Origin of the sequence: Shinella zoogloeoides, from assembly GCF_030733845.1 — a bacterium.
GTDB classification, from domain to species: Bacteria; Pseudomonadota; Alphaproteobacteria; order Rhizobiales; family Rhizobiaceae; genus Shinella; species Shinella zoogloeoides_C.
The window spans coordinates 1,877,381-1,901,476 of record NZ_CP132311.1 but is presented as its reverse complement, the minus strand read 5'-3'; the positions used below and the strand labels follow the sequence as shown (position 1 = coordinate 1,901,476).

The following is a 24,096-nucleotide window of genomic DNA, read 5'->3' as shown; positions in this document are numbered from 1 at the left end:
CGGCCTCGCCGTCGTTCAGCTACCCTGACCAAGGCAATCACGCAGCGACGTCGCGATGCCCTTCATCAGCGTGAAATAGAGGTCCGGGCCGGGCTCCAGGGTCGCGGCTTCCGGGTCGAGCGTGCCGGATTTGGCCTGCGTGCCTTCGATCACCACGTTCACCAGTTTGGGCTCGAACTGCGGCTCGGCGAAGACGCAGGTCGCGCCCAGCGTCTTCACCTTGTCGCGGATCTGCGTCAGGCGCTCGGCGCCGGGCAGCGTTTCCGGGCTGACGGTGATGGAGCCGGCGGTGTGAACGCCGTAGTGATGCTCGAAATACTGGTAGGCGTCGTGGAAGACGATGAAGGGCTTGTCCTTCACCGGCGCGACGGTCTCGCCGATCTCCTTGTCGAGTGCGGCGATCTTGTCGTTCAGCGCCGCGAGGTTTCTGTTGTAGGCCTCGGCATTGGCCGGGTCCTTCTCGGCGAGCACCTTTGCGGTCTCCGCGGCGATGGCGCGGGCATTGTCCGGGCTCAGCCACAGATGCATGTCGAATTCGCCATGTTCGTGCCCCTCATGGCCGGCTTCCTCGCCATGGGCATGGCCTTCCTCCGCCTCCTTGGCATGATCGTGGCCGGCCTCGTCGTGCGAATGGCCCTCATGCGCGTGGTCGTGCCCTTCCTCTTCTCCGTGGTCATGCGCCTCGAAGGGACCGCCTTCGCGGAACGGCAGTTTTTCGAGGCCGGGCGCATCCTCCAGCTCGACGACGGTCGCCTTGCCGCCCAGCGCCTCCAGAGGCTTTTCGAGGAAGGCTTCCAGGCCGTGGCCGACCCAGAAGACGACGTCCGCATCCTGCAGCGCCGCCGCGTTGGAGGGTTTCAGCGAATAGGTATGCGGCGAGGCGGCGCCCTCGACGATTAGGCCCGGCTCGCCGACGCCCTGCATGATCGCGGAAACGAGCGAGTGGATCGGCTTGATCGAGACGACCACGCTCGGCGCTTCGGCCCGCGCGGCGACGGTGCCGGCGGCAAGAAGCGCGGTGGAAAGGAGGAGGGCGCGAACGGCATTCTGCATGGGGATCTCCGGCTTGAAAGTGAATGTAATGTTATTACATCAATTGTGTTATGCTATAACGTGTGCCATAGCAGGTGACAACAGGCCTTCGGAAAAAATCGATGCTGCAAACCAATATCAGGACCGACCATCCGCTCGTCTCGCTTTCGGGTGTCGGCGTGCGCCGCCAGGGCCGCTGGCTCGTGCGCGGCGTGGAGTTCTCCATCGCGCCGGGCGAGATCGTCACGCTGATCGGCCCCAACGGCTCGGGCAAGTCGACGACCGCCAAGACGGCGATCGGCGTGCTCAGGGCGGACGAGGGCAGGGTGGAGCGCAAGGCGGGCCTGAAAGTCGGCTACGTGCCGCAGAAGCTCGCCGTCGACTGGACCATGCCGCTCACCGTCGACCGGCTGATGATGCTCACCTCCTCGCTGAAGGGCGCCGAGATCGACGCGGCGCTGGAGGCGACCGGCATCCGGCATCTCGCCCGCGCGGAAGTGCAGCACCTTTCGGGCGGCGAGTTCCAGCGGGCGCTGCTCGCCCGCGCCATCGCCCGCAAGCCCGATCTTCTCGTGCTCGACGAGCCGGTGCAGGGCGTCGACTTTTCCGGCGAGATCGCGCTTTACGACCTCATCAAGACGATCCGCAACACAACCGGCTGCGGCATTCTGCTGATCTCGCACGACCTGCATGTCGTGATGGCCGAAACGGACACCGTCATCTGCCTCAACGGCCATGTCTGTTGCCGCGGCACGCCGGAAACCGTCAGCCAGAGCCCGGAATATCTCAAGCTTTTTGGCGCGCGCGCCGGCCAAACGCTGGCCTTCTACAATCACAAGCACGACCACACGCACCTGCCTGATGGGCGCGTGCAGCATGCCGACGGCTCGATCACCGACGATTGCCGGCCGGACGACGGCCATCACGTGGAAATCCTGCCGAGCGGCGGACGGGCGGGGCCGATGCGCATCGTGCACACGCATGGGCCGAACTGCGGCTGCGGCCACGACCATGGCCCGGCGCCCAGCGCCCGCAGCGAGGAGCGCCGCGATGCTTGACGACTTCTTCATGCGCGCGCTCGTCGCCGGGGTAGGGCTTGCCGTCACGGCCGGGCCGCTCGGCTGTTTCGTCGTGTGGCGGCGCATGGCGTATTTCGGCGATACGATGGCCCATTCGGCGCTGCTCGGCGTCGCGCTGTCGCTGCTCCTGGATTTCAACCTGTTGCTGAGCGTCTTCATCGTCGCGGCGACGGTGTCGCTGCTGCTGCTGCTGCTGCAAAAGCGCGGCACGCTTTCCACCGACGCGCTGCTCGGCATTCTCTCCCACGCGACGCTGGCCATCGGCCTCGTCATGGTGTCCTTCATGACCTGGGTGCGCATCGACCTCGTCGGCTTCCTGTTCGGCGATATCCTCGCGGTGACGCGCGCCGACGTGGACCTCGTCTGGGGCGGCGGCATTCTCGTCCTCTTCGCCATCGTCTGGATGTGGCGGCCGCTGATCGCCTCGACGGTCAACCCGGAGCTCGCCGAGGCCGAGGGCATGCAGCCGGAAAAGGCGCGGCTGGCCTTCATGCTGCTGATGGCGCTCGTCATCGCCATCGCCATGAAGATCGTCGGCATCCTGCTGATCACCTCGCTGCTGATCATCCCCGCCGCGACCGCGCGGCGCTTTTCCACCAGCCCGGAGATCATGGCGGTGCTCGCTTCCGTCATCGGGGCGCTCGCCGTCGTCGGCGGGCTCTTCGGTTCCTTGAAATTCGACACGCCCTCCGGTCCCTCCATCGTGGTTGCAGCGCTTGGCCTGTTCATTCTAAGCCTGCTGACGAGGCCGAGGACGGGCGGAGTAGCAAATGAGGGAGGCCGCGCATGACGACGCAGCCATTGACGCGCAACCAGGGGCTGGTTTTCGACGTGCTGTCGCATTCCGATGGCCCGCTCAGCGCCTATTCGATCCTCGACAAGCTGCGCGACAGCGGGTTCCGTGCGCCGCTCCAGGTCTACCGGGCGCTGGACAAGCTGCTGGAATTCGGCCTCGTGCATCGCCTCGAAAGCATGAACGCCTTCGTCGCCTGCGCCCATCCGGACGAGGGCTGCCACGCGCATGGCCTGACGGCCTTCATGATCTGCGAGACCTGCGGCGACGTCGTCGAATTTCACGATCACATGATCGAGGACCGGCTGAAGGGCTTTGCGAAGGACCGCAACTTCAAGACCGGCAAGACGACCATCGAGATCCGCGGCACCTGCGCGGGCTGCGCCTGACGCTCAGGCGATCGGCCTGAGGCCCCTGCGGAAGCGCTGCCAGTTGCGCACATAGCTTTCGGCGGAACGCTTCAGCCCCTCGACGGCCTCGGCATCCAGCGTGCGCACGGCCTTTGCCGGCGAGCCGACGATCAGCGAATTGTCCGGATAGACCTTGCCTTCCGTGACCAGCGCATTGGCGCCGATCAGGCAGTTGTTGCCGATGACGGCGCCGTTCAGCACCGTCGCGCCCATGCCGACGAGCGAATTGTTGCCGATCGTGCAGCCATGGATGATCGCGCCGTGGCCGATCGTGCAGCCTTCGCCGATGATGACCGGCTTGCCGGGATCCGTGTGCACGACAACGCCTTCCTGGATGTTGGAACGGGCGCCGACGATGATCGGCTCGTTGTCGCCGCGCAGCGTCGCGCCGAACCAGATGCCGACATCCTCGCCGAGGATGACCTTGCCGATGACATTGGCATCCGGCGCCACCCAGTAGCGGTCGTCCGCCGGAAGCGTCGGGACCCGGTCGTCGAGGGCGTAGAGCGGCATGGTATCCTCCGGCGGTTCTGATTCCTCGGGAAGCACTTTAGCACCGGCATGCGGCGGCGGGGAAAGAGCCGAGGGTGGTTTTTCCGCCGCGTTTGGAGTATGAGCCCGGCCATGACGAAAGCAGGCACATTCTACCAGCGGGCCGTGGAGACGGGGGCGAGGATCTTCGCCACCGCACCGATGATCGACTGGAGCGACCGGGCGTACCGCGTGTTCGCGCGGCAGCTCACGAAGAACGCGCTGCTCTATACCGAGATGATCGTCGCCGACGCGATCCTGCGCGGCAACCGCGACCGGCTGCTCGGCTTCGACGCCGTGGAGCAGCCCGTGGCGCTCCAGCTCGGCGGCAACAGCCCGGAAAAGCTGGCGGAGGCGGCGCGGATCGGCGAGGGGTTCGGCTATGCCGAGATCAACCTCAATGTCGGCTGCCCCTCGGACCGGGTGCAGTCCGGCACGTTCGGCGCCTGCCTGATGCGCGAGCCCGACCTCGTCGCGGACTGCGTGGCGGCGATGAAGGCGGCGGTGTCCATCCCCGTCACCGTCAAGTGCCGCATCGGCGTCGACGACCAGGATCCCGAAGTGGCGCTGCGCGACCTCGTCTCGCGGGTTGCGGCCGCCGGCACGGATGCCGTCTGGGTGCATGCGCGCAAGGCCTGGCTGCAGGGCCTGTCGCCGAAGGAGAACCGCGATATCCCGCCGCTCGACTATGGCCTCGTGCGCCGGCTGAAGGCGGAAAATCCAAATCTTTTCATCGGCCTCAACGGCGGGCTTCACACGTTGAACCAGGCGGTCAGTGAGATGGAGGGGCTGGATGGCGTCATGCTCGGGCGGGCCGCCTATCAGGACAGCGGCGTGCTGACGGGCGTGGATGCCCTCTTCGCGCATCCGCTTTCGGCGCAAGGCCGTCCGGCTGGCGTTCTCTCCCATCCGCAGGAGCTCCCGGTCGACTACTGGGAGGCGGTGCGGGACGCCATGATGGCCTATGCGGCCGAGGTGATCGCGCGCGGCGGACGGGTGGCGCATGTGACGCGGCATATGGTCGGGCTGTTCCAGGGTTTTCCGGGCGTGCGGCGCTACCGGCAGATCCTGTCGACGGATGCGACGAAGCCGGGGGCGGGGCCGGAGGTCATCGCGGCAGCCTTCGCGGCGGTGCTGTCCGCCCGCCTGCAGGCGGCGGCGGAATAGCGCTTTCTGTGCATCGCCGCGCCGCCACCACAATTTCGTCCCCTCGGGGTCGGAGAGTTTGCCAGGGCAATTCCAGCAAGCGTGCGCAGCGGTTCTGCATCGGGAATTGCGTGGAAAGAAACAGATGGCGTGTTTTCGCGATTCGGAGAAAAGCGGAAATGCTCTAGAACAGACGACGCAATGCAGGAAAACGCTACAGGTGGCCGCGTGATCGATCCCTATGCCATGCTCGGAATAGAGCGCGATGCCGACGACAATGCGGTGAAGACCGCCTACCGCAAGGCCGCCAAGGGCATGCATCCCGATTCGGGCGGCGATGCGGAGCAGTTCGCGCGCCTGCAGGCCTGCTACGACCTCCTGCGCGATCCCGTGCGCCGGAAAGTCTTCGACGACACCGGCTTCGACCCGCAGCTTGCCGACCCGCGCGACCTCAAGGGCCTGATCCTCTTGGAACCGCTGGTCAACGACGTCATCCTCGACGAACGCGAGCCCGGCAGCTTCGACCCGCTCGCGGCGATGCGCCGCAAGCTCTCCGACGACATCGTCAAGAGCCGCTTCCACATCCTCGAGCTGGAACGCCACCGCAACCGCGTGCGCCAGCATATCGACCGGCTCGGCCGCAAGACCGGCACGGACTTCCTCGGCTCCATGCTGCGCGCCCGCTCGCAATCGATCGCCGAGGCGATCCGCAACGCGGAAGGGCAGATCCAGGCCATCGAGCAGGCCTATGCCATGCTGGAAGGCTATTCCTACGAACTGGCCGCCGCCCTGGAACCCGCCAGCCTGGACGTGAAGGGCGAGGCGGCGGAGTAGGAGTGCTGCCAAGTATCGTGTCTCTAGGGGCATAAACTCTTATGCGTCGGCGGCGACTCGTACTCGCGGCTCGCCCAGAGAAGGAGTGCAACTCTGCGCTCGAAAGAAGCATATGCCGTTCAGACATATCCGGCGGGCCGTTTGTCCGATAATGCCCACAACACGCTGGTCAGCTTACAGGAATCCTTCTTACGAAGGGTCCTGATTAGCGTTACGCGGCTCTCGCAAATTCAAGGCGCGGACAAGTCCATCGTGTACCTTATATTCATCTGCTTCGATAAAGCCCTGCATCGGTTGAAAACACTTGAAACGCCATTGCTGTGATTTACCTACCTTTAATCCGATAAGGGAGTTCTCAAACAAGAACCTTATGACCTCAGTTACTTGAGCCTCGGTTAGCTTAATACCGAGATTGCTCAATGAGTTGGTTAGGCTTTCCCTAGTAACAATAGTCGACCCAACGTTCTGAATAGCATTCAAATAATTGGTTATATCCGGTCTCTGTGCACGCCATTCATCGACAATCTCACCACGGAGCCACTCCGAATAGGTTGCTTCAGCATTATATATTGAAGAGCACTCAAGCTTTTCTGTGCTAACTGGATCTCCGCCAAACGGATCATCTCTTCTGCCTGCCATATCCTCTGTAACCGTCTGGAGTATGCGAATGAGATCTCTTGGTCTCATCATGGTTCTTCTTAGAATATAATCAGACGGTGCCATTCCTTGTCGCATTTTGTCCTTGTCAAACAAGGAATCTATGTCGGATACTGCTGGTACAATACCATTACTCTTCGCGAAGTATTGGACCCTCTCTAGTATGACGCGGAACAGAGAGTCTCTTTGCCAGGCTAGAAGGCGACCGCAGTCTGCTTTCAGCTTATTCTTATCGTTAAGAGAGAGTTCCTCAAATATATCCTCTCGCAAGAAAACGATTGGTCTTATTTTTCCGCCTAAGCGTGATGTAATGCTCTCTGACGCAGAAACAAGTCCTGCAATTAGTCGTTTGGATGAATCTATTGATTCTTCGTCCCATGCTTCATCTACTCGATCAAAGCAGACAAAAACAGTTGGTAGATTTGGGGTATTTTTAATGCTGCTTTCAAAAATCAATGTAATTGTTTCAATATTTCTGGATAAATTTGCAATTAGGCTGTTGTCGCCCGACAAGTCGGAAAACTCTAATTCACCGGCTTCGATAGAGATTTCATCTAAGTCGCCATCCTCAAGATTTACCCCTCCACCGGGTAGTCTCAGTTTCGACAAAGAAAGTATTTTATTTCCAATAACTTGGCCGATGGTTGGGTACGGATTCTGATATATTTTTTCGACTAAGCGCGCGCACGAAGTAATTGATTTTGGGGGTCTTTCTTTATTCTGCTCGTATTTCTTCTTAATGGCAGTTATAGCTTGGACATATATTACAAATTTCCAAGATTGTAGGAATGCTAATGAGGTGGCTTTTGTCGGATTCGCTAAGGCTTCATGAGCCGACCAGCTATAATCCTGTAGGGAAAGGGAAATAGCAAGGGAGTTATTATCTGAAATAAATCTACTTGTATTTTCAGAAAAATAGCGAAAAACGGCTGTTTTCCCGGCCCCCTTTCTGCCGAGGATTAAGAAACTTGTATTTGATTTTATCACACTGCTTAGTACTCCTGCGTCATAAAAATACTCACTAAGCAAATCATCGCGTTCAGCAGAGATCTTGCCAAAATCTATCCAATCAAGAAGGGGCTTCATTCGTTTCTCTATTTTAAATTGCGCATAATTCAATGTTTCTCTTTATGATAGGAAGACAGAACTCTCCTGGCAACACCTTTTACGAGTAGAGAGATTTATGATGTGAATTATTTCACACCGCGGCCAAGCAACGATCACCGCCCCGGCCGCCCCGTCTTCCCCTTCGTCCGCCCCTTGCGCTTCGTCTCCGCAGGGTCCTCATAGCTCCCCACGCCGATCTTCCCCCGACGGACAGGCTTGGCATCGTCCGGGCCGGCCGCGTGCTCCGGCTGGCCTTCCAGCAGGGGGGCGGGGCGTTTCTTGGTGGAGAGGGTTTCGTCGGGGCGTTGGGGGAGGTCTCCGGTGACGGGTTTTTCGGTGCGGCCGACGGTCATTTCGTCGAGGGTGTTCTTGCGGAAGAGGGATTTTCCGGCCGGGGTCGCGACGTCGCGGCCCATCTCGTCCAGTTCGGGTTTCTGGAAGAGGGATTTTGAAGGGGCGTCGGCGTTTGCCGCTGTGGATCCTCGGGTCAAGCCCGAGGATGACGGAGGAGAAGTCGGGCGCGACTTTCCTGACGGGGTGCCGGAGGCGCCGGACTTTCCGCTTTTGCCACCTTCCTGTGATCTCGCCTCCTCCCGCGCCATCGGGTCGTCCATGACGGCGAGTTCGGCGGCCTTGAGGCGCTTGATCTCGTCGCGGATGCGGGCGGCCTTTTCGAAGTCGAGGTCGGCGGCGGCGTCGCGCATGGCTTTTTCCAGCGCGTTGAGATGGGCCTGCAGGTTGTTGCCGACGAGGTTGCCGCCATCCGCGAAACCCTTGCCCGAAACGCCGGAAATGTCGGCGCGGACGTGGTCGCGCTCGTAGACGCTGTCGAGGATGTCGGAGATTTTTGCCTTCACCGATTCCGGGGTGATGCCGTTCGCCTCGTTGTAGGCCACCTGCTTCTCGCGGCGGCGTGTCGTCTCGTCCATCGCGCGCTGCATGGAGCCGGTGATCTGGTCGGCATAGAGGATGACCTTGCCGTCGACGTTGCGCGCCGCGCGGCCGATGGTCTGCACCAGCGACGTCTCCGAGCGCAAAAAGCCTTCCTTGTCGGCGTCGAGGATGGCGACGAAGCCGCATTCGGGAATGTCGAGGCCCTCGCGCAGCAGGTTGATGCCGACCAGCACGTCGAAGGCGCCGAGGCGAAGATCGCGGATGATCTCGATGCGCTCCAGCGTGTCGATGTCCGAGTGCATGTACCGCACGCGAACCCCCTGTTCGTGCAGGTATTCGGTGAGGTCTTCCGCCATGCGCTTGGTCAGCACGGTGACGAGCGTGCGATAGCCGGCGGCCGCGGTCTCGCGGATCTCGCCCAGCACGTCGTCCACCTGGCTCTTGGCCGGGCGCACCTCGACGGGCGGGTCGATCAGGCCGGTCGGGCGGATGACCTGCTCGGCGAAGACGCCGCCGGACTGCTCCAGCTCCCAGCCGCCGGGCGTCGCCGAGACGGCGATCGTGTCCGGGCGCATGGCGTCCCATTCCTCGAAGCGCAAGGGGCGGTTGTCCATGCAGGAGGGCAGGCGGAAGCCGTATTCGGCCAGCGTCGCCTTGCGGCGGAAGTCGCCGCGGTACATGGCGCCGATCTGCGGCACCGTGACATGGCTTTCGTCGATGAAGATCAGCGCATTGTCCGGCACATATTCGAAGAGGGTCGGCGGCGGCTCGCCGGGGCGGCGGCCGGTCAGGTAGCGCGAATAGTTCTCGATGCCGGCACAGGAGCCGGTGGCTTCCAGCATTTCCAGGTCGTAGCGCGTGCGCTGCTCCAGGCGCTGCGCCTCCAGCAGGCGGCCGGCCTTCTCCAGCTCCGCGAGGCGCAGCTTCAGTTCCTCGCGGATGGCCTTGATGGCACCGTTCAGCGTCGGGCGCGGGGTGACGTAGTGGCTGTTGGCGTAGATCTTGACCGACTTCAGGTCGCCGGTCTTCTGGCCGGTCAGCGGGTCGAACTCGGTGATCGCGTCGATCTCGTCGCCGAACATGCTTATGCGCCAGGCGGCATCCTCAAGGTGGGCCGGGAAGATCTCAATGGTGTCGCCGCGCACGCGAAAACTGCCGCGCTGGAAATCCATCTCGCGGCGCTTGTACTGCTGGGCGACGAGGTCGGCGAGAAGCTGGCGCTGGTCAAGCCGTTCGCCGACCTCCATCTGGAAGGTCATCGCCGTATAGGTCTCGACCGAGCCGATACCGTAGATGCAGGACACCGAGGCGACGATGATGCAGTCGTCGCGCTCCAGCAGCGAGCGCGTCGCGGAGTGGCGCATGCGATCGATCTGCTCGTTGATCGAGCTCTCCTTCTCGATGAACGTATCGGAGCGCGGCACATAGGCTTCCGGCTGGTAATAATCGTAGTAGGAGACGAAATATTCGACCGCGTTCTCCGGGAAGAAGTTCTTGAATTCCGAATAGAGCTGCGCGGCCAGCGTCTTGTTCGGCGCGAGGATGACGGCGGGGCGCTGCGTCTCCTCGATCACCTTGGCCATGGTGAAGGTCTTGCCCGAGCCGGTGACGCCGAGCAGGACCTGGCTGCGCTCGCCGGAGGAGAGGCCGTCGACGAGGTCCTTGATGGCGGTGGGCTGGTCGCCGGCGGGCTGGTACTCGCTGATCATGCGGATGGGGATGCCGCCCTCCGACTTTTCCGGCCGGGCGGGGCGGTGCGGCGTCCACAGCTTGCCGTCCTTGAACAGCGGATTGCCGGACTCGATGAGCGCCGAGAGCGCTTCCACCGTCGCGGTGACCGCCGTGCCGGCGCCGAGCGAGACGGCGTCCTCCAGCGAGGTGTCCATGCCGGAGACCGGGTTGAGGCCGGCGGCGGCGCGGGTCTTCGGATCGGACGAGCCGCCGATGGAAACGCCGCGGGAGGTTTTGGAGACGGTCACCTGCTCCGTGTGGCGGCGCGCGGCGTTCTCCACCGACTTGCGGTGCTTGCCCGCCTTGGAGGCGACCTCGCGGCGGCTTTCGACGCCCGCTGCCTCCGCCTCGGCCTCGAGCTGCTTCACCCAGTCGGAGACGCTGCCGGAGAGCGGCTCGCTCTTTTCCGCCGGGACTCGCTTATCCTTCTCGTTCCACTCGAAGGGCGTCCCGGTGAAGGGCGATTGCGGGGCTTCCTCGAAACCGGGGTTCGAGGGCGAGGGTTTTTTCGGTGATCTGGCCATGCGGGGAATATGGAGAGAGTCACCCGGAAAGAAAAGGGGTGATGAGTACAAAAGGGAAACGAATTTGCCGCCGTCCCCGGCCGTTATCCTGCCAGCACGGAGGGGCGGTCATGAGCACGGTGGACGAAGCGGCACTGATGCCGAAGGAGGGCGCGCTGGAGAACCTGCGCGCGGCGGTGGCGGCCTATAACGGCGCGCGGCCGCGGGTGACGCGGGAACTCTATCTGCGCGTCCTGCTGATCTTCGGCGGCTATCTGCTGTTCGCGGCCTTCGTCGCGTACATGGCGTGGTCGGATATCGAGTCGAACGTTGTCGGCATCGTGCTCGGCCTGCTGTTCGTGGGCGGCGGCTTTGTCTGGAAATATGCCGTCGCCCCATCCAAGAACTTCCAGCAGACGCTGCGCGACCGCATGCTGCCGCTCGTCTTCGGCTTCGTGGAGGAGGTGCAGTATGCGCACGGCGCGACGCCGCGTTTCATGGCGGGCCTGCCGGGCAAGGACTTCGTGGCGCGGGACCGCGGCGAGCACGGCGACATGATCGCCGGCCGGCACGAGGGGCTCGCCTTCACGCTGTCGGAAACCGAGCTCAGCACCGGCAGCGGCAAGAGCCGCCAGACCACGTTCAAGGGGGTCGTCTTCCATTTCGAGCGCGTGCAGGAATTTCCCGGCCTCCTGCTGGCGGCGCGCAAGCCGAACGCCGTGCAGCGCTTCATGCGCGACCTCTTCGGCGGCTCCAGCCTGGCGCTCGTCAGCAGCGGCAATCCGGAAGTTGACGCCTCGCACGAATTCCGCACCACTCGGCCGGAGGCCGCGACGCCTCTCGTACAGGGCACGCTCGCCAGGGCGCTCGACTATCTCGCCACCGAATGGCGCGACGACGTGGTGCGCATCGCGCTGAGCGGGCGGCAATGCTACCTGCTGGTGCCGGCCAAAAAGGACTTCTTCGAGCTGCCGCCGGTCGATACGCCGATCGATTTCGACCGCCACCTGCGGCCGATGATCCGCGACCTGGTGATGCTGCTGGCGACCGCGCAACTGGTGAACAAGATCGGCTAGAGGCCGGAGAATACTTTGCGAAGCTCGCCCGCCACATGCTGCACCGCGCGGTCCTTGTCGCGTCGGCGGTGCCAGGCGAGGTGAAGGGGAAAGCCGGTCACGGGGAGGGGCGGCGCAACGACGTGGAAGCGCCCGGCGGCGTCCGGCGGCAGGGTGTGGGCCGGCATCATGGCGATGAGGTCGCCGTCTTCGAGCAGCGGCGGGACCATCAGGAAGCTCGGCACGACGATGCCGACGCGGCGGGATTTCCCGAGGGCGGCGAGCTTGTCGTCGAGGGGGCTGCGCGTGTCGCCGCGGCCGGAGACGAGGATGTGCGGGAACGCGATCCAGCGATCCAGCTCGAAGCCGGCGGCGGCGGGATGGTCCTTGCGCATGGCTACGACATAGTGCTCGTTCAGCAGGGTTTCGCAGTGGAAGGCGGCCTCGTCGATGCTCGGGAAGACGGAGAGGGCGATGTCGCTGGCGCCGCGGGCAAGGGAATCGAGCGCCGCCGGCGCGCCGTGCCAGGGCTGGATGACGAGGTCGATGCCGGGGGCGGAGCGGGCGAGCGCGCGGTGGAGCGGGCCGGCGATCAGGATGCCGGGGTGGTCGGCGGTGGTGATGCGGACGGTGCGGCGGATGTGCGAAAGCGGTTCTTCCGGCGCATCGACGACGGCGGCGATATCGGCGAGCAGGGTCGTCAGCGGATCGCGCAGCGCCTCGGCCTTCGGCGTCAGGCGCATACCGCCCTTGCCGCGCTCCAGCAGCGGATCGCCGAAGAGGTGGCGGCAGCGGTCGAGCGCGCTGGATGTGGCGGGCTGGGAAAGGTTCAGCCGGGCGGCGGCGCGCGAGACATGGGCTTCGTCCAGCAGGGCATCCAGCACGACGAGCAGGTTGAGGTCGATCGATCTTAAATTCATGAAATGGATAATATCATATACAAATCATCCATTGGAATGATTTTCTTAGTCGCGGCATTCTCCGGGCGTCAACAAGGAGACGACGCCATGAGCAAGACCCTGATCCTTCTCTTTCATCCCGATCTCAGCCGTTCCCGCGCCAATGTGGCGCTGGCCGCGGCCGCCGCCCGCCTGCCGTATGTCGAGGTCGCCGACCTGCAGGCGCTCTATCCGGACGGCGTGATCGATGCCGACCGGGAGGTGGCCCGGCTGCTTTCGGCCGATCGCATCGTGCTGCAGTTCCCGGTCCAGTGGTATTCGACGCCGCCGCTGCTGAAGGCCTGGCAGGATGCGGTGCTGACCCGGATGTACTACCTCGCCTACGAGACCGAGGGTCGCCTGCTGGAAGGCAAGCCGCTGCTGGTGGCTGCGACGGCGGGCAACGTGCCGGAGGCCTACGGCCGCGACGGCGCCAACAAGTTCACCATGGCCGAGCTGCTGCGCCCGCTGGAGGCGACCGCGCACCGTTGCGGCCTGCCGTGGCAGCCGCCGTTCCTCGTCTACCGGGCGGACAGGCTCGACGACCTTGCGCTGCATGGCGCGGCCCGGGACTATGCGGCGATCCTCGATGCCTGGCGCAGGGCCGGCGAGCCGGCGGAGGATCCGCGCCGCTTTCTCGTCGAAGCGTGGGGATGAACCGCGTCTGTGCGGGTTTGCCGCCTATCGCTTGCGGGCGGCGGCCTCTGCGATGCGCCTCGCATGCTGGTCGAGCCAGCGCGGGATTTCCGCCGCCGGCATGGGGCGGGCGAAATGATAGCCCTGGGCGTGACGGCAGCCGAGCATGCGCAGCACCTCGGCTTCCTCTTCCTCCTCCACGCCTTCCACGACGATGTCGATGGACAGCGCATGGCCGATGCCGACCAGGGCGGCGATGAGCGCCTGGTTCTCGCGGCTTTTTGCGATGCCGGTGACGAAGCTGCGGTCGATCTTGAGCCGGTCGATATGCAGGCTGGCGAGATAGGCGAGGGAGGAATGCCCCATGCCGAAATCGTCGACGGCGAGGCGGAAGCCGGCGGCTTCCAGCCGCGCCAGCTCGGCGCCGGCGGCCTGCGTGTCGAGCATCGCCTCCTCGGTGATCTCGATCTCCATCAGGGCCGGTGAGATCTCATGCTCGCGGGCGATGTCCGTCAAGAGGCGGGAGAGCGTGTCGCCGGAGAATTCGCGCGGCGAGACGTTCACGGCGACGGCGGCCTCCGGAAGGCCGAGGCGCGGGAGCGTGCGCAGCAGTTCGGCGGCGCGGGTGGCGACATAGCCGGTCAGCGCCGTCGAGATGTGCAGCGCGTGGGCGGCGCGCACGATGTCCGGCGGGCTGACGGCGCCGAGTTCGGGATGCGCCCAGCGCAGCAGGGCCTCGAAGCCCGTCACGCGCCCCGTCGCAAGCTCCACCTGCGGCTGGAAGACCACCTGGAGCTGGCGGTGCTCGATGGCCTCCGCCAGCGTCGCCTCGATGAGGCGCTGGCGCTCGATGCGGGCCTTCAGTTCCGGGTTGAACAGCCCGAGGCGGCGGCGTCCGCCCTCCTTGGCGGCGTAGAGCGCGATGTCGGCGCTGGCGAAGAGCGCATCGGCCGTCTCGCCGTGCTGCGGGTAGAGCGCGAGACCGGCACTGGCGCCGACGGTGACGGGACGGTCGGCAATGAGGATGGGATCGCCCGCCAGCAGCACGATGCCTTCGCCGATCTCCCGCCCGCGCGCGCCTGCCTTTTCCCCCTCGACGATGACGGCGAACTCGTCGCCGCCGAGGCGCACGACCGTGTCGGTCGGGCCGGTGAGGCCGGCGAGGCGGCTGGCGATCTCGGTGAGCACGGCATCGCCCGCGCCATGGCCCATCGTATCGTTGATCGCCTTGAAGCGGTCGAGGTCGATGGCGATGAGGGCGAGCGTATCGGCCGGCGGATCAACGGCGAGCAGGTCGCGCAGGCGCTGGTTGAAGAGGGCGCGGTTGCCGAGACCGGTCAGCGGGTCGCGGTTCGCCAGCGAGGCGAGCTGATGGTAGGACTGGCGGATCTCCGCATTGGCGTCGGAAAGCGATGCGGCGAGCGCCACCGCCTTCAGCCGGTCGATCTGGCTGCGGATGAAGCTGGCTTCGCTAAGCTGGCTGGCGCGCAGCATCATGACGGCGAGCAACAGCGCATCGGCGGCGATGACGAAGGCTTCCGTCGTGCCGCTGAACAGCAGCGAGACGAAGGCGGCGGCGAGCGGCGGGCCGGCGAAGAGGAGGGCGGTGCGCGCATAGGCGGTGCTCTGCATCAGGGCGCCCGCGCAAATGCCGCCGATGATGAAGATGAGATAGGGATTGAGGCCGTTCGCGCCGTGCGCCGAACCCAGGAAAGGCGCCAGACACCAGGCAAGCCCCCCGCCGAGCGCGCCGAGCGACAGAACGCCGAGCGCGCGCCTGGGACGCTCGACCGCACAGTTGAGACGCCGGACGATCCGCACGCCGATGTAGCGGGCAATGTTGATGGCGAGAACGGCGGCGAGCCAGAGAAAGATGCCGATATCCGGGCCGTCGAGCCACAGAACGGCGGCCGTGGTGGCGGCGAGGAAGCTGTTGGCGGCGAGCGACAGCACGATACCATCCAGCACGGAAAGCGCCTGCGCGGACAGAATCTGGCGTCTTGTCGGTTCATCCGCCGGCATCAGCCGCGTCGCATCGGTCATTCTTGTTCCCGGCCTGAGGCATTTCCGCATTTTTTTCGCGGTTTCGGGCGATGGTGTGGCGGTGGGCATAAGATTGTCTTAACGGGGGATCGCGAGAATCCATGAGCCCGCGGCCGCAACGTCGAAGGCTGCTGGTTGCTCCCTGCTTCGCGGTCCGCCCGCTTGCGAAAACACCCGATCTTTTCCTTCGGAAGCCGTTTCCGGCGCAAAACCGCGTCGCATTCCTGCCGGAATCGCTCTATGCCGACGGCGGATCTACCCTCCTTTCAGGATATGCCGATGCCCTTCAGCCTCACCCCCGCGGCCGTCTGGCCGATCGTGCTGCTCTGCCTCTCCAATGTCTTCATGACCTTCGCCTGGTACGGGCACCTCAAATTCAAGTCCGCGCCGCTCTTCGTCGCGGTGCTGGCGAGCTGGGGTATCGCGTTCTTCGAATATTGCCTGGCGGTGCCGGCAAACCGCATCGGCCACGAGGTCTATTCCGCCGCGCAGTTGAAGACCATCCAGGAGGTCATAACGCTCCTGGTGTTCGCCGGCTTCTCCGTGTTCTGGCTGAAGGAAAGCCTCACCTGGAACCACGCCATCGGCTTCCTGCTGATCGCGGCGGGCGCGGCCTTCGTCTTCAAGGGCTGAGCGCTATTCGAGGACGTCGAAGGCCCGGAAAATCCAGCTTAGCTGGTAGAGGATGCCGAAGCCGACGAAGGCGGTGTGGAAGCGGCGGCTCGCCGTCCACGCCGCGACGAGGCAGAGCACGATGAACGCCACGTTGCGGACCGGATATTCGTAGCCGAACGAGCCGAAATAGGCCTCTCCCTTCAGCGCCGTATCGAGCAGGTCGACGGCGAAGACGAGGGCGAAGGCGCCGAAGAACCATCGCCTGCGGGAATAGAAATAGTCCTCGTAGCCGGCATAGTCGTCCAGCGTCGTCGGAAACAGGAAGACGGCGAGCAGGAAGAACAGGCAGCAATAACAGATGAGGAAGAGGTAGACGCCAAATCCGATCGTCGTCAGCGCCTGCAGGCGGAATTCCCACCACCAGAAATGCAGCAGGAAGAGCAGCAGGAAGGCGGCCCAGGCGAGGTGGACCGGATAGGCCTTCAGTTTGCCGGGATGCTGGATGAAGAGGGCGATGCCCGTCAGGATGCGCGCCACGCTGAGGCTGACCACCATGCCGATGACGACGCGCACATGGCTGAAGAGGGCGGGATCGGGCGCGGTGTGTTCCATGCGACGCCTCCCGCCGGATTATTCGACCGGGACGGGGGTCGGATGGCCGTGCTGGTCGAGCGCCACCATGACGAAGGTGGCGGCCGTGACCTTTTCGAGGGTCGTCGTCAGGTAGCGCTGCGCCCAGGCCTCCACGATGAGGGTGATCGAGGTGCGGCCGACGCGGGCGATATCGGTGTAGATGCTGAGCGTGTCGCCGATCTTGACCGGCAGCTGGAAGGCCATTTCCTTGACCGCCGCGGTGACGACGCGGCCGCGCGCGCGTTCGGCGGCGCGGATGCCGGAAGCCAGGTCCATCTGCGCCATGACCCAGCCGCCGAAAATGTCGCCTGCGGCATTGGCATCGCCCGGCATGGCCAGCGTGCGAAGGGTGAGCTGGCCGTTCGGCATCGTCGTCTCGGTCATGCGGGTCCTCTCCATCGTTCTTTCCGGTCTAGCCGAATGCGGGCGGTGGAGAAAGAGGGAAGGCCGGCGGCATTTTCGAGTATGTTCAGTCTCTAAGAAATGATAGCTGCAATTTTAGATGATTTTAAGGGGTTTCCGGGACCTTCGATCGCAGGAGCATTGCGTTCCGCAAGGTCGAGGAGAGCCTGGTGAAGAATTTCAGAATATCCACGCGCCTGTCGCTGCTTGTCGGGCTGGCCCTGACCATCTTCGCCGCGGCGCTCGTCTACAGCCTCTATCACTATCAGGACGCGATGGTCGCCGAGCGCAAGTCCAAGCTTGCCGCCATGGACCAGAGCATGCTGACGCTCTTCAAGCACTACCACGATCTGGAGACCGCCGGCACGCTGACGCGCGAGGAGGCGCAGACGCGGGCGAAGGACGCGGTGCGGGCGCTGCGCTACGAGGACAGCGGCTATTTCTGGATCAACGACATGAACGCCGTGATCGTGATGCACCCGATCAAGCCGGCGCTCGACGGCACCGACCAGTCCGGCATGGCCGATCCGACCGGAAAGCACATCTTCACCGAATTCGTGAAGGCCGTGAAGGCGAGCCCGACCGGGCAGGACTTCGTCGACTACTACTGGCCGAAGCCGGGCTTCGAGGAGCCGGTGCTGAAATATTCGCATGTCGCCGGCTTTGCGCCCTGGGGCTGGATCGTCGGCACCGGCGTATATGCGGACGATCTTGCGGCCCTGTTCCGCAGCAATGCCATCGGCATGGCGATCATCCTGGCCGCCGGCGGCCTTGCCATCGTCCTTGCCGCCTATGCCATCGTGAAGAGCGTGACCTCACCGGTGCTGCGCCTCAAGGCGGCGATGCAGGCGATATCTGAGGAAGACGTTTCGAGCGACGTGCCGGAAACCGATCGCAAGGACGAGATCGGCGAGATGGCCAAGGTGGTCTCGGTCCTGCGCCAGTCGGTCGCCGAGCGTGCGGAACTGCGCATCCGCGAGGGAGAGCAGCAGGAGCGGCTCGATGCCGAGCGCTCGGAAGGCGAACGCCGCCAGCGCGCCGTCAGCCAGAGCCAGACGGACGCGATGCACACCGTCGGCCAGGCGCTGGAGCGGCTTGCGGGTGGCGACCTGACGGTATCGATCGACGCGATCGCGCCGGAATATGCCAAGCTGCGCGAGGACTTCAACCGCGCGGTCGATGCGCTGTCCAGCGTCATCAACGCGATTTCCCGCTCCACCGACGTCGTGCACGGCAGCGCCTCCGGCATTGCGGAGGCGGCCAACAACCTCTCGCACCGCACGGAACAGCAGGCGGCCTCGCTGGAGGAAACCGCAGCGGCGCTCGACGAGATCACCGCGACGGTGCGCAACGCTTCCGAACGCGCCGCCGAGGCGAGCCGGATGGTGGCCGAGACGAAGCAATCGACCAACCGCTCCGGTACGATCGTGCGCGATGCCGTCGCCGCGATGAGCCGCATCGAGGACGCCTCCAGCCGCATCGGCCAGATCATCGGCGTCATCGACGAGATCGCCTTCCAGACCAACCTTCTGGCGCTCAATGCCGGCGTCGAGGCGGCGCGGGCGGGCGAGGCGGGGCGCGGTTTCGCCGTCGTCGCGCAGGAAGTGCGCGAACTAGCCCAGCGTTCGGCCAATGCGGCCAAGGAAATCAAGGGCCTGATCAGCAATTCGGCCGCCGAAGTCGGCACCGGCGTCGCGCTGGTGCGTTCGACAGGCGACGCGCTGACCGAGATCGAGACGTTGGTCAATAAGGTGAACGAGCAGGTGACGTCGATCGCCACCTCGTCGCGCGAGCAGGCGACCGGCCTTGCCGAGGTGAACACGGCGGTCAACCAGATGGACCAGATGACCCAGCAGAACGCCGCCATGGTGGAGGAGACCAACGCCGCCGGCCAGACGCTGACCCGGGAAAGCGAGCAGTTGAAGATGCTGCTCGGGAACTTCCGGCTGACGGCAGCCGGAGCGGCGGAACACCGGCGCCGCGCGGCATAACCCAAAAGACGATCTCCGGAATGCCTTGCCCCGGTGCCGCCAGCGCCGGGGCTTTTCCTTTTTGGGGCGGGGCCGTTGGGAACGCTTCGTTTACCCTGTTGCGACAAAATCGTCTGGAAAAGCAGGCGCCTCGGCCTGCGGTCCGGATTTATTCCCCGCCGGTCCGATTGCGGACAAAAGCGGCCTGCACCATCGCCGGACAAGACTGTGCGTAACCGGGACTCCGCATGTGGCGGAGACGGGCATCAGGCGGAAGTGACAATGGGTATTGCGTTCGTATCTCGTCTGCGCCGGCCGCTCGGGCTGCTTCTGGTCCCGGCCATGCTTGCCGCCTGTTCGGGCGGCCTGACCCCACCCGACGACGTCGACAGCGCCGGCGTCAGCGCCATCCGGCCGGTCGCCGACATGGGTGATGCCGGGGGCGATACCGGCGGCGACCTCACCACCTATTCGGTCGACGAGCCGATCGGCCGGGTCGGCGAGGTCGATGCGGCGATGGCGGCGCCAGTAAACGAGAAGAAGCGCCTGCCGATGATCGACAGCGACGAGGCCATGGGCATCGACCAGCCCGTACAGGCCTCCTCCGGCGTGCTCACCGTGCCGGAAGGCGGCGTGAACATGGACGAGGGGCTCGGCGTCGGGCGCGTCGAGGGCTTGGCGGAAGCGCAGGCGGGCGAGATCGCCGAGGGCAACGCCACGCAGGTCGTGGTCGACGGCATCGGCACCGATACGCCCCAGCAGGTCGGCCAGCCGGACGCGATCCCGATGTCCGAGGCGGGCATGGAACTCGGCACTCCGGCGGAAAGCGACGGTTACCTGCGCGTGCCGGACGAGGCGGCGACCCGCGGCCGGCAGGCGGAGGGCGAGCAGGTGGCCTTCCTGCCGCGTCTCAGCAACCCGATGCAGACGCCCGAGACGATGGGCGGCATGCCGGCCTCGGAGAAGGCCTGCCGGCAGCGGCTGCAAAAGCTCGGCGTCAAGTTCCGCGACGTGCCGCGCATCTCGCGGGGCCGCTCCTGCGGTATCGCCTGGCCCGTCGAGCTCTCCGGCCTTTCCGGCGGCATCCAGATCAAGCCGGCGGCGCAGGTGAACTGCCAGATCACGGAAGCCTTCGCGCGCTGGGTCAGGCAGGAGCTCGTGCCCTCCAGCCGGATGCGCTACCTCTCCGGCGTATCGGCGATCCACCAGATGTCCTCCTATTCCTGCCGCACCATGAACTCGCGCAAGGGCGCCGCCATGTCCGAGCATGCCAAGGGCAATGCGATCGACGTCGGCAAGATCGTGCTGAAGAGCGGCAAGGCCATCGCCATCGAGAAGAAGGGCTTCTTCTCCTTCCGCGAGAAGGGCCTGCTCAAGGCGGTGCGCGGTGACAGCTGCAAGTATTTCTCCACCGTGCTCGGCCCCGGCAGCGACCGCTACCACAAGGACCATTTCCACTTCGACCTGCGCGTGCGAAAGTCCGGCTACCGGCATTGCAGCCTGTAGGATCGTAGCCCCGCGCAAATTGTTTCGGACCGGATGTCGGAAACGCGCGCGGCGGATCGTCTTCCAGGCGACAAGCGATGGAGGCCACGATGACCGTGACGATTACCGCATTCGAAAGCTCTCCCGACCGCGGCAGGGGACTGGCGCGGGACATGCGCGTGCGCTGGGCGCTCGAGGAGGTCGGCCAGCCCTACGAGGTTCGCCTCGTCTCCTTCGCGGCGCTGAAGAAGCCCGCGCATCTCTCGCTTCATCCTTTCGGGCAGATCCCGACCTATGAGGACGGCGATCTCGCCCTGTTCGAATCCGGGGCGATCGTGCTGCATATCGCCGAGCGTCATGCGGGCCTGCTGCCCGACGATGCAGATGCAAGAGCGCGCGCGATCATGTGGATGTTCGCCGCGCTGAGCACGGTGGAGCCGCCGATCGTCGAGCACTCGATGGCCTTTCTGGTGGAGCGCGACAAGCCCTGGTATGCCGAGCGGCAGCCGCTCCTCGACCAGCGCGTGCGCACCCGGCTCGACGAACTCTCCCGCCGTCTCGGCGATGCCGATTGGCTGGACGGGGCGTTCAGCGCCGGCGACCTGATGATGGTGACGGTATTGCGCCGGCTGGAGCGCTCCGGCCTGCTGGAGGAGTTTCCGAATATCGCCGCCTATATCGCCCGCGGCGAGGCGCGGCCCGCCTACAAGCGCGCCTTCGCCGACCAGCTCGCGGTGTTCACCAACGCGTCGGCCGGGTGAGGCGACATGTTTGCCGCGGACAAAGTCATGACCTCCACCAGAGGTGGAGGTTTGAAACGCTGCGCTTGAACCGCTAGAAGCGGTTTTGCTATGTGTTAGTAGCTACGGTTAAAGAGGTCGGCAAAGTCGGAAGCTTTGTCGGCCTTTTCCTGATTACGGATATAACGTCTGACGACCTGCTCATCATAGCCAGCCGTAGAGACGAAGTACCCACGCGCCCAAAAGTGATAGCCCTTGTAGCGCCGCTTGCGGGCATATTTGTTGGCCACGTAAAGGGCCGTCTTGCCTTTCAAAAAGCCGACAATCGAAGACACCGAGTATTTCGGCGGGATCGATATCAGCATGTGCACATGGTCGGGCATCAAGTGCCCTTCCCTGATCTCGCATCCCTTTTGTCGAGCAAGATTATGCAGCAGATCACCCAACTCACGCCTTACGTCCCCGTAAAGGCGCTTCGTTCGGTACTTACTCGCGAAGACCACATGATATTTGCAGTCCCACGTCGCGTGTGATTGCGATCGTTCGTCCATAAAACCTCCGTTCTATGTCTCGGCCAATCTAGCGGTCCAAGCGCGGAGGTCTCTCAACGACAATGTAGAACCAGTCCAGTCCTCCACCGTAGGTGGAGGTTTATTTATTCCATAAAAAAGACCGGCGGGGCGCCGGTCGAAAAGGGGTGGAAGCCTGCCCGGGGGCGGCTGCCTGGAACGTCACATTCCGTCACCCGCGCCGGGCCTCCGGCGAGGATGCATGCGGGCTTCCGCGGGGGAAGCGGGCGGATGGGGCCGCCGAAGGCTCCCTCAGGGTCCGGGAGCAAGGCCGCTGCCGAGGGCAGTGGGAAGGAGCGGGGTGCAAACAGTTCCCGTCGGCCTCGCGCAGACCATGCTCGACGTTGGTCACGGTTTGATGACAACCGGCGGGTTTTCAGCGCCTGATCGCACCGCGCGAATTTTTTCTCCTGCGCGGGTGAAAATTGACAATGGACACGCCATATAGGGTGTCCTTCCGCATGAATTTCCCTCACTTCGGACCGTCCCATGGCGCCCATCGTTTCCATTCGCAATCTCACCAAGAGCTACGCATCCGGGTTCGAGGCGCTGAAGGGCGTCGATCTCGACATCGAGGAGGGCGAGATCCTCGCGCTGCTCGGGCCGAACGGGGCCGGCAAGACAACGATGATCTCGATCATCTGCGGCATCGTCACGCCGAGCGGCGGTACGGTGACGGTCGGCGGCCACGACATCCTGCGCGATTTCCGCCAGACCCGCTCCATCATCGGCCTCGTGCCGCAGGAACTGACGCTCGACGCCTTCGAGACCGTCTGGAACACGGTGGCCTTCTCGCGCGGCCTGCACGGCTGCAGGCCCGACCCGGCGCTGATCGAGCGCATCCTCAAGGACCTTTCGCTCTACGACAAGAAGGACACGGTGCTGCGCCACCTCTCAGGCGGCATGCGGCGGCGCGTGCTGATCGCCAAGGCGCTGTCCTACGAGCCGAAGGTGCTGTTTCTCGACGAGCCGACGGCGGGCGTCGACGTCTCGCTGCGCAAGGACATGTGGCAGCTCGTCGAGCGCCTGCGCGCCGCCGGCGTCACCATCATCCTGACGACGCACTACATCGAGGAGGCGGAGGAAATCGCCGACCGCATCGGCGTCATCAACAACGGGCAGATCCTGCTGGTGGAAGAGAAGAAGGCACTGATGGCCAAGCTCGGCCGCAAGGAGATGACCGTCGAGCTCGCCGAGCCCATCGGCAACATCCCGGACACGCTGTCGCCCTTCGGGCTGACGCTGGGGGAGGCGGGCACACGGCTTACCTACGAGTTCAACGCGTCGGGCGAGCGCACCGGCATTTCCTCGCTGCTCTCGGCGCTGTCGCAGGCCGGGCTTCGGGTCAAGGACATCTCCACCGAGCAAAGTTCGCTGGAAGACATTTTCGTGGAGCTGGTGGGGACAAGCAAATGAACTTCGAGGCGATCAAGTCCATCTATGCGTTCGAAATGGCGCGCACGCGCCGCACGCTGCTCCAGAGCATCGTTTCGCCCGTCATCACCACCTCGCTCTACTTCATCGTCTTCGGCGCGGCCATCGGCTCGCGCATGCAGGAAGTGCAGGGCGTGCCCTACGGCGCCTTCATCGCGCCCGGCCTCATCATGCTGACGCTGCTCAACCAGTGCATCGGCAACGGCTCCTTCGGCATCTATTTCCCGAAATTCACCGGCACGATCTACGAGATTTTGTCCTCGCCGATCTCGATGATCGAGATCGTCATCGGCTATGTCGGCGCGGCGGCGACCAAGGGACTGATCGTCGGCACGATCATCCTCATCACCGCCTCGCTCTTCGTCGACATATCGATCAAGCACCCCTTCATGATGGTGCTGTTCTTCGTGCTGACGGCCGTCAGCTTCAGCCTGTTCGGCTTCATGATCGGCATCTGGGCAAAAGATTTCGAGCAGCTCAACCTGTTCCCGATGCTCATCGTGCCGCCGCTCGTCTTCCTCGGCGGCAGCTTCTATTCCATCGACATGCTGCCGCCCTTCTGGCAGACGGTCAGCCACTTCAACCCCGTTCTCTACCTCGTCTCCGGCTTCCGCTGGAGTTTTTACGAGATCGCCGACGTGAACCCCGTCGTCAGCCTCGTGACGGTGCTGGGCTTCCTTCTGGTATGCCTGTCGATCACGGCCTGGATCTTCAAGACGGGATACAAGCTGAAGAACTGACGCGGCCTGTTTCCTTGCGACCGCAACCGCGCTAGGTTCATCCGCGTAGGCACCGTCCTGCTGACCTGAACAACGACGGGCACACTTTCGGCCGGCACCGCCCGGCGCTGTGCTGCACC

22 protein-coding genes are annotated in these 24,096 nt (G+C 64.2%); 13 read left to right on the top strand and 9 right to left on the bottom strand.

The genetic code is table 11. From position 1 onward, the window contains the following. Positions 1-15: 15 nt before the first annotated feature. The gene (znuA, locus tag Q9316_RS10525) at positions 16-1,053 is read right to left on the bottom strand and encodes a zinc ABC transporter substrate-binding protein ZnuA (RefSeq protein WP_306035110.1); all 1,038 of its coding nucleotides are present in this window, start codon (positions 1,051-1,053) and stop codon (positions 16-18) included. Positions 1,054-1,154: 101 nt separating this feature from the next. On the opposite strand from znuA, the gene Q9316_RS10520 reads away from it, so the two are divergent. The 3 genes from Q9316_RS10520 to Q9316_RS10510 are packed head-to-tail and all read left to right on the top strand — an operon-like array spanning position 1,155 to position 3,293. Beyond that, positions 1,155-2,090, top strand: coding sequence for an ATP-binding cassette domain-containing protein (locus Q9316_RS10520; RefSeq protein ID WP_306035109.1), 936 nt, complete (start codon positions 1,155-1,157; stop codon positions 2,088-2,090). Then, positions 2,083-2,901 carry a zinc ABC transporter permease subunit ZnuB gene (gene znuB, locus Q9316_RS10515; RefSeq protein ID WP_306035108.1) on the top strand — a complete coding sequence of 273 codons (819 nt, stop codon included), beginning with the start codon at positions 2,083-2,085 and terminating at the stop codon, positions 2,899-2,901. Before Q9316_RS10520 ends, znuB begins: the two co-directional genes overlap by 8 nt. Continuing rightward, positions 2,898-3,293, top strand: coding sequence for a Fur family transcriptional regulator (locus Q9316_RS10510; protein WP_306035107.1), 396 nt, complete (start codon positions 2,898-2,900; stop codon positions 3,291-3,293). Before znuB ends, Q9316_RS10510 begins: the two co-directional genes overlap by 4 nt. A gap of 3 nt (positions 3,294-3,296) precedes the next feature. On the opposite strand, the gene Q9316_RS10505 is transcribed toward Q9316_RS10510, so the two are convergent. Next, entirely contained in the window at positions 3,297-3,827 is a 531-nt protein-coding gene (locus Q9316_RS10505; RefSeq protein ID WP_306035106.1) for a gamma carbonic anhydrase family protein, read from the bottom strand. Between the two features lie 111 nt (positions 3,828-3,938). On the opposite strand from Q9316_RS10505, the gene dusA reads away from it, so the two are divergent. Further along, positions 3,939-5,012, top strand: a complete 1,074-nt coding sequence (gene dusA / locus Q9316_RS10500; RefSeq protein ID WP_306035105.1) for a tRNA dihydrouridine(20/20a) synthase DusA — start codon at positions 3,939-3,941, stop codon at positions 5,010-5,012. A gap of 180 nt (positions 5,013-5,192) precedes the next feature. Then, on the top strand, positions 5,193-5,825 hold the full coding sequence (locus tag Q9316_RS10495; protein WP_306035104.1) for a J domain-containing protein: 633 nt from the start codon (positions 5,193-5,195) through the stop codon (positions 5,823-5,825). Between the two features lie 189 nt (positions 5,826-6,014). Here Q9316_RS10495 and Q9316_RS10490 read toward each other — a convergent pair whose 3' ends face one another. Further along, positions 6,015-7,568, bottom strand: coding sequence for a P-loop ATPase, Sll1717 family (locus tag Q9316_RS10490; RefSeq protein WP_306035103.1), 1,554 nt, complete (start codon positions 7,566-7,568; stop codon positions 6,015-6,017). A gap of 134 nt (positions 7,569-7,702) precedes the next feature. Beyond that, a complete protein-coding gene (gene uvrB, locus Q9316_RS10485; protein WP_306035102.1) occupies positions 7,703-10,738 on the bottom strand; it encodes an excinuclease ABC subunit UvrB in 3,036 nt (1,011 codons plus the stop codon). Positions 10,739-10,848: 110 nt separating this feature from the next. Here uvrB and Q9316_RS10480 point away from each other — a divergent pair, with 110 nt between their 5' ends. Next, entirely contained in the window at positions 10,849-11,793 is a 945-nt protein-coding gene (locus Q9316_RS10480) for a DUF3137 domain-containing protein (protein ID WP_306035101.1), read from the top strand. Here the strand turns inward: Q9316_RS10480 and Q9316_RS10475 are convergent. Further along, positions 11,790-12,692 (bottom strand): LysR family transcriptional regulator, encoded by a 903-nt coding sequence (locus tag Q9316_RS10475; RefSeq protein WP_306035100.1) that lies wholly within the window; start codon positions 12,690-12,692, stop codon positions 11,790-11,792. The two genes, Q9316_RS10480 and Q9316_RS10475, sit on opposite strands and share 4 nt — an antisense overlap. Before the next feature lie 87 nt (positions 12,693-12,779). Here Q9316_RS10475 and Q9316_RS10470 point away from each other — a divergent pair, with 87 nt between their 5' ends. Beyond that, positions 12,780-13,367, top strand: coding sequence for an NAD(P)H-dependent oxidoreductase (locus tag Q9316_RS10470; protein WP_306035099.1), 588 nt, complete (start codon positions 12,780-12,782; stop codon positions 13,365-13,367). A gap of 24 nt (positions 13,368-13,391) precedes the next feature. Here Q9316_RS10470 and Q9316_RS10465 read toward each other — a convergent pair whose 3' ends face one another. Beyond that, positions 13,392-15,389 (bottom strand): putative bifunctional diguanylate cyclase/phosphodiesterase, encoded by a 1,998-nt coding sequence (locus tag Q9316_RS10465; protein ID WP_306035098.1) that lies wholly within the window; start codon positions 15,387-15,389, stop codon positions 13,392-13,394. A 279-nt stretch (positions 15,390-15,668) separates the two neighbouring features. Here Q9316_RS10465 and Q9316_RS10460 point away from each other — a divergent pair, with 279 nt between their 5' ends. Next, on the top strand, positions 15,669-16,022 hold the full coding sequence (locus Q9316_RS10460) for a DMT family protein (protein WP_226918762.1): 354 nt from the start codon (positions 15,669-15,671) through the stop codon (positions 16,020-16,022). Positions 16,023-16,025: 3 nt separating this feature from the next. Here the strand turns inward: Q9316_RS10460 and Q9316_RS10455 are convergent, their stop codons facing one another. Both Q9316_RS10455 and Q9316_RS10450 read right to left on the bottom strand, forming a co-directional pair. Beyond that, the gene (locus Q9316_RS10455) at positions 16,026-16,616 is read right to left on the bottom strand and encodes a hypothetical protein (protein ID WP_306035097.1); all 591 of its coding nucleotides are present in this window, start codon (positions 16,614-16,616) and stop codon (positions 16,026-16,028) included. Positions 16,617-16,634: 18 nt separating this feature from the next. Continuing rightward, on the bottom strand, positions 16,635-17,021 hold the full coding sequence (locus Q9316_RS10450; protein ID WP_306035096.1) for an acyl-CoA thioesterase: 387 nt from the start codon (positions 17,019-17,021) through the stop codon (positions 16,635-16,637). Positions 17,022-17,209: 188 nt separating this feature from the next. Between Q9316_RS10450 and Q9316_RS10445 the strand changes: the two genes are divergently transcribed. From Q9316_RS10445 to Q9316_RS10435, 3 genes are all read left to right on the top strand, one after another. Then, positions 17,210-19,030, top strand: a complete 1,821-nt coding sequence (locus Q9316_RS10445; RefSeq protein ID WP_306035095.1) for a methyl-accepting chemotaxis protein — start codon at positions 17,210-17,212, stop codon at positions 19,028-19,030. A 261-nt stretch (positions 19,031-19,291) separates the two neighbouring features. Then, positions 19,292-20,515, top strand: a complete 1,224-nt coding sequence (locus Q9316_RS10440; RefSeq protein ID WP_443096510.1) for an extensin-like domain-containing protein — start codon at positions 19,292-19,294, stop codon at positions 20,513-20,515. 89 nt (positions 20,516-20,604) lie between these two features. After that, positions 20,605-21,255 carry a glutathione S-transferase family protein gene (locus Q9316_RS10435; RefSeq protein WP_306035094.1) on the top strand — a complete coding sequence of 217 codons (651 nt, stop codon included), beginning with the start codon at positions 20,605-20,607 and terminating at the stop codon, positions 21,253-21,255. Between the two features lie 95 nt (positions 21,256-21,350). On the opposite strand, the gene tnpA is transcribed toward Q9316_RS10435, so the two are convergent. Next, a complete protein-coding gene (gene tnpA, locus Q9316_RS10430; protein ID WP_306031944.1) occupies positions 21,351-21,785 on the bottom strand; it encodes an IS200/IS605 family transposase in 435 nt (144 codons plus the stop codon). Between the two features lie 507 nt (positions 21,786-22,292). Between tnpA and Q9316_RS10425 the strand changes: the two genes are divergently transcribed. Continuing rightward, the gene (locus Q9316_RS10425; protein ID WP_306035093.1) at positions 22,293-23,219 is read left to right on the top strand and encodes an ABC transporter ATP-binding protein; all 927 of its coding nucleotides are present in this window, start codon (positions 22,293-22,295) and stop codon (positions 23,217-23,219) included. After that, positions 23,216-23,977, top strand: a complete 762-nt coding sequence (locus Q9316_RS10420; protein ID WP_306035092.1) for an ABC transporter permease — start codon at positions 23,216-23,218, stop codon at positions 23,975-23,977. The genes Q9316_RS10425 and Q9316_RS10420 overlap by 4 nt, the downstream gene beginning before the upstream one ends. Positions 23,978-24,096 lie beyond the last annotated feature (119 nt).

Excerpts from the sequence above, each read along its gene's own strand:
- znuA (WP_306035110.1), bottom strand. The coding sequence starts at position 1,053 with ATGCAGAATGCCGTTCGCGCCCTCCTCCTTTCCACCGCGCTTCTTGCC.
- Q9316_RS10520 (WP_306035109.1), top strand. The coding sequence starts at position 1,155 with ATGCTGCAAACCAATATCAGGACCGACCATCCGCTCGTCTCGCTTTCG.
- znuB (WP_306035108.1), top strand. The coding sequence starts at position 2,083 with ATGCTTGACGACTTCTTCATGCGCGCGCTCGTCGCCGGGGTAGGGCTT.
- Q9316_RS10510 (WP_306035107.1), top strand. The coding sequence starts at position 2,898 with ATGACGACGCAGCCATTGACGCGCAACCAGGGGCTGGTTTTCGACGTG.
- Q9316_RS10505 (WP_306035106.1), bottom strand. The coding sequence starts at position 3,827 with ATGCCGCTCTACGCCCTCGACGACCGGGTCCCGACGCTTCCGGCGGAC.
- dusA (WP_306035105.1), top strand. The coding sequence starts at position 3,939 with ATGACGAAAGCAGGCACATTCTACCAGCGGGCCGTGGAGACGGGGGCG.
- Q9316_RS10495 (WP_306035104.1), top strand. The coding sequence starts at position 5,193 with ATGCAGGAAAACGCTACAGGTGGCCGCGTGATCGATCCCTATGCCATG.
- Q9316_RS10490 (WP_306035103.1), bottom strand. The coding sequence starts at position 7,568 with ATGAAGCCCCTTCTTGATTGGATAGATTTTGGCAAGATCTCTGCTGAA.
- uvrB (WP_306035102.1), bottom strand. The coding sequence starts at position 10,738 with ATGGCCAGATCACCGAAAAAACCCTCGCCCTCGAACCCCGGTTTCGAG.
- Q9316_RS10480 (WP_306035101.1), top strand. The coding sequence starts at position 10,849 with ATGAGCACGGTGGACGAAGCGGCACTGATGCCGAAGGAGGGCGCGCTG.
- Q9316_RS10475 (WP_306035100.1), bottom strand. The coding sequence starts at position 12,692 with ATGAATTTAAGATCGATCGACCTCAACCTGCTCGTCGTGCTGGATGCC.
- Q9316_RS10470 (WP_306035099.1), top strand. The coding sequence starts at position 12,780 with ATGAGCAAGACCCTGATCCTTCTCTTTCATCCCGATCTCAGCCGTTCC.
- Q9316_RS10465 (WP_306035098.1), bottom strand. The coding sequence starts at position 15,389 with ATGACCGATGCGACGCGGCTGATGCCGGCGGATGAACCGACAAGACGC.
- Q9316_RS10460 (WP_226918762.1), top strand. The coding sequence starts at position 15,669 with ATGCCCTTCAGCCTCACCCCCGCGGCCGTCTGGCCGATCGTGCTGCTC.
- Q9316_RS10455 (WP_306035097.1), bottom strand. The coding sequence starts at position 16,616 with ATGGAACACACCGCGCCCGATCCCGCCCTCTTCAGCCATGTGCGCGTC.
- Q9316_RS10450 (WP_306035096.1), bottom strand. The coding sequence starts at position 17,021 with ATGACCGAGACGACGATGCCGAACGGCCAGCTCACCCTTCGCACGCTG.
- Q9316_RS10440 (WP_443096510.1), top strand. The coding sequence starts at position 19,292 with ATGGGTATTGCGTTCGTATCTCGTCTGCGCCGGCCGCTCGGGCTGCTT.
- Q9316_RS10435 (WP_306035094.1), top strand. The coding sequence starts at position 20,605 with ATGACCGTGACGATTACCGCATTCGAAAGCTCTCCCGACCGCGGCAGG.
- tnpA (WP_306031944.1), bottom strand. The coding sequence starts at position 21,785 with ATGGACGAACGATCGCAATCACACGCGACGTGGGACTGCAAATATCAT.
- Q9316_RS10425 (WP_306035093.1), top strand. The coding sequence starts at position 22,293 with ATGGCGCCCATCGTTTCCATTCGCAATCTCACCAAGAGCTACGCATCC.
- Q9316_RS10420 (WP_306035092.1), top strand. The coding sequence starts at position 23,216 with ATGAACTTCGAGGCGATCAAGTCCATCTATGCGTTCGAAATGGCGCGC.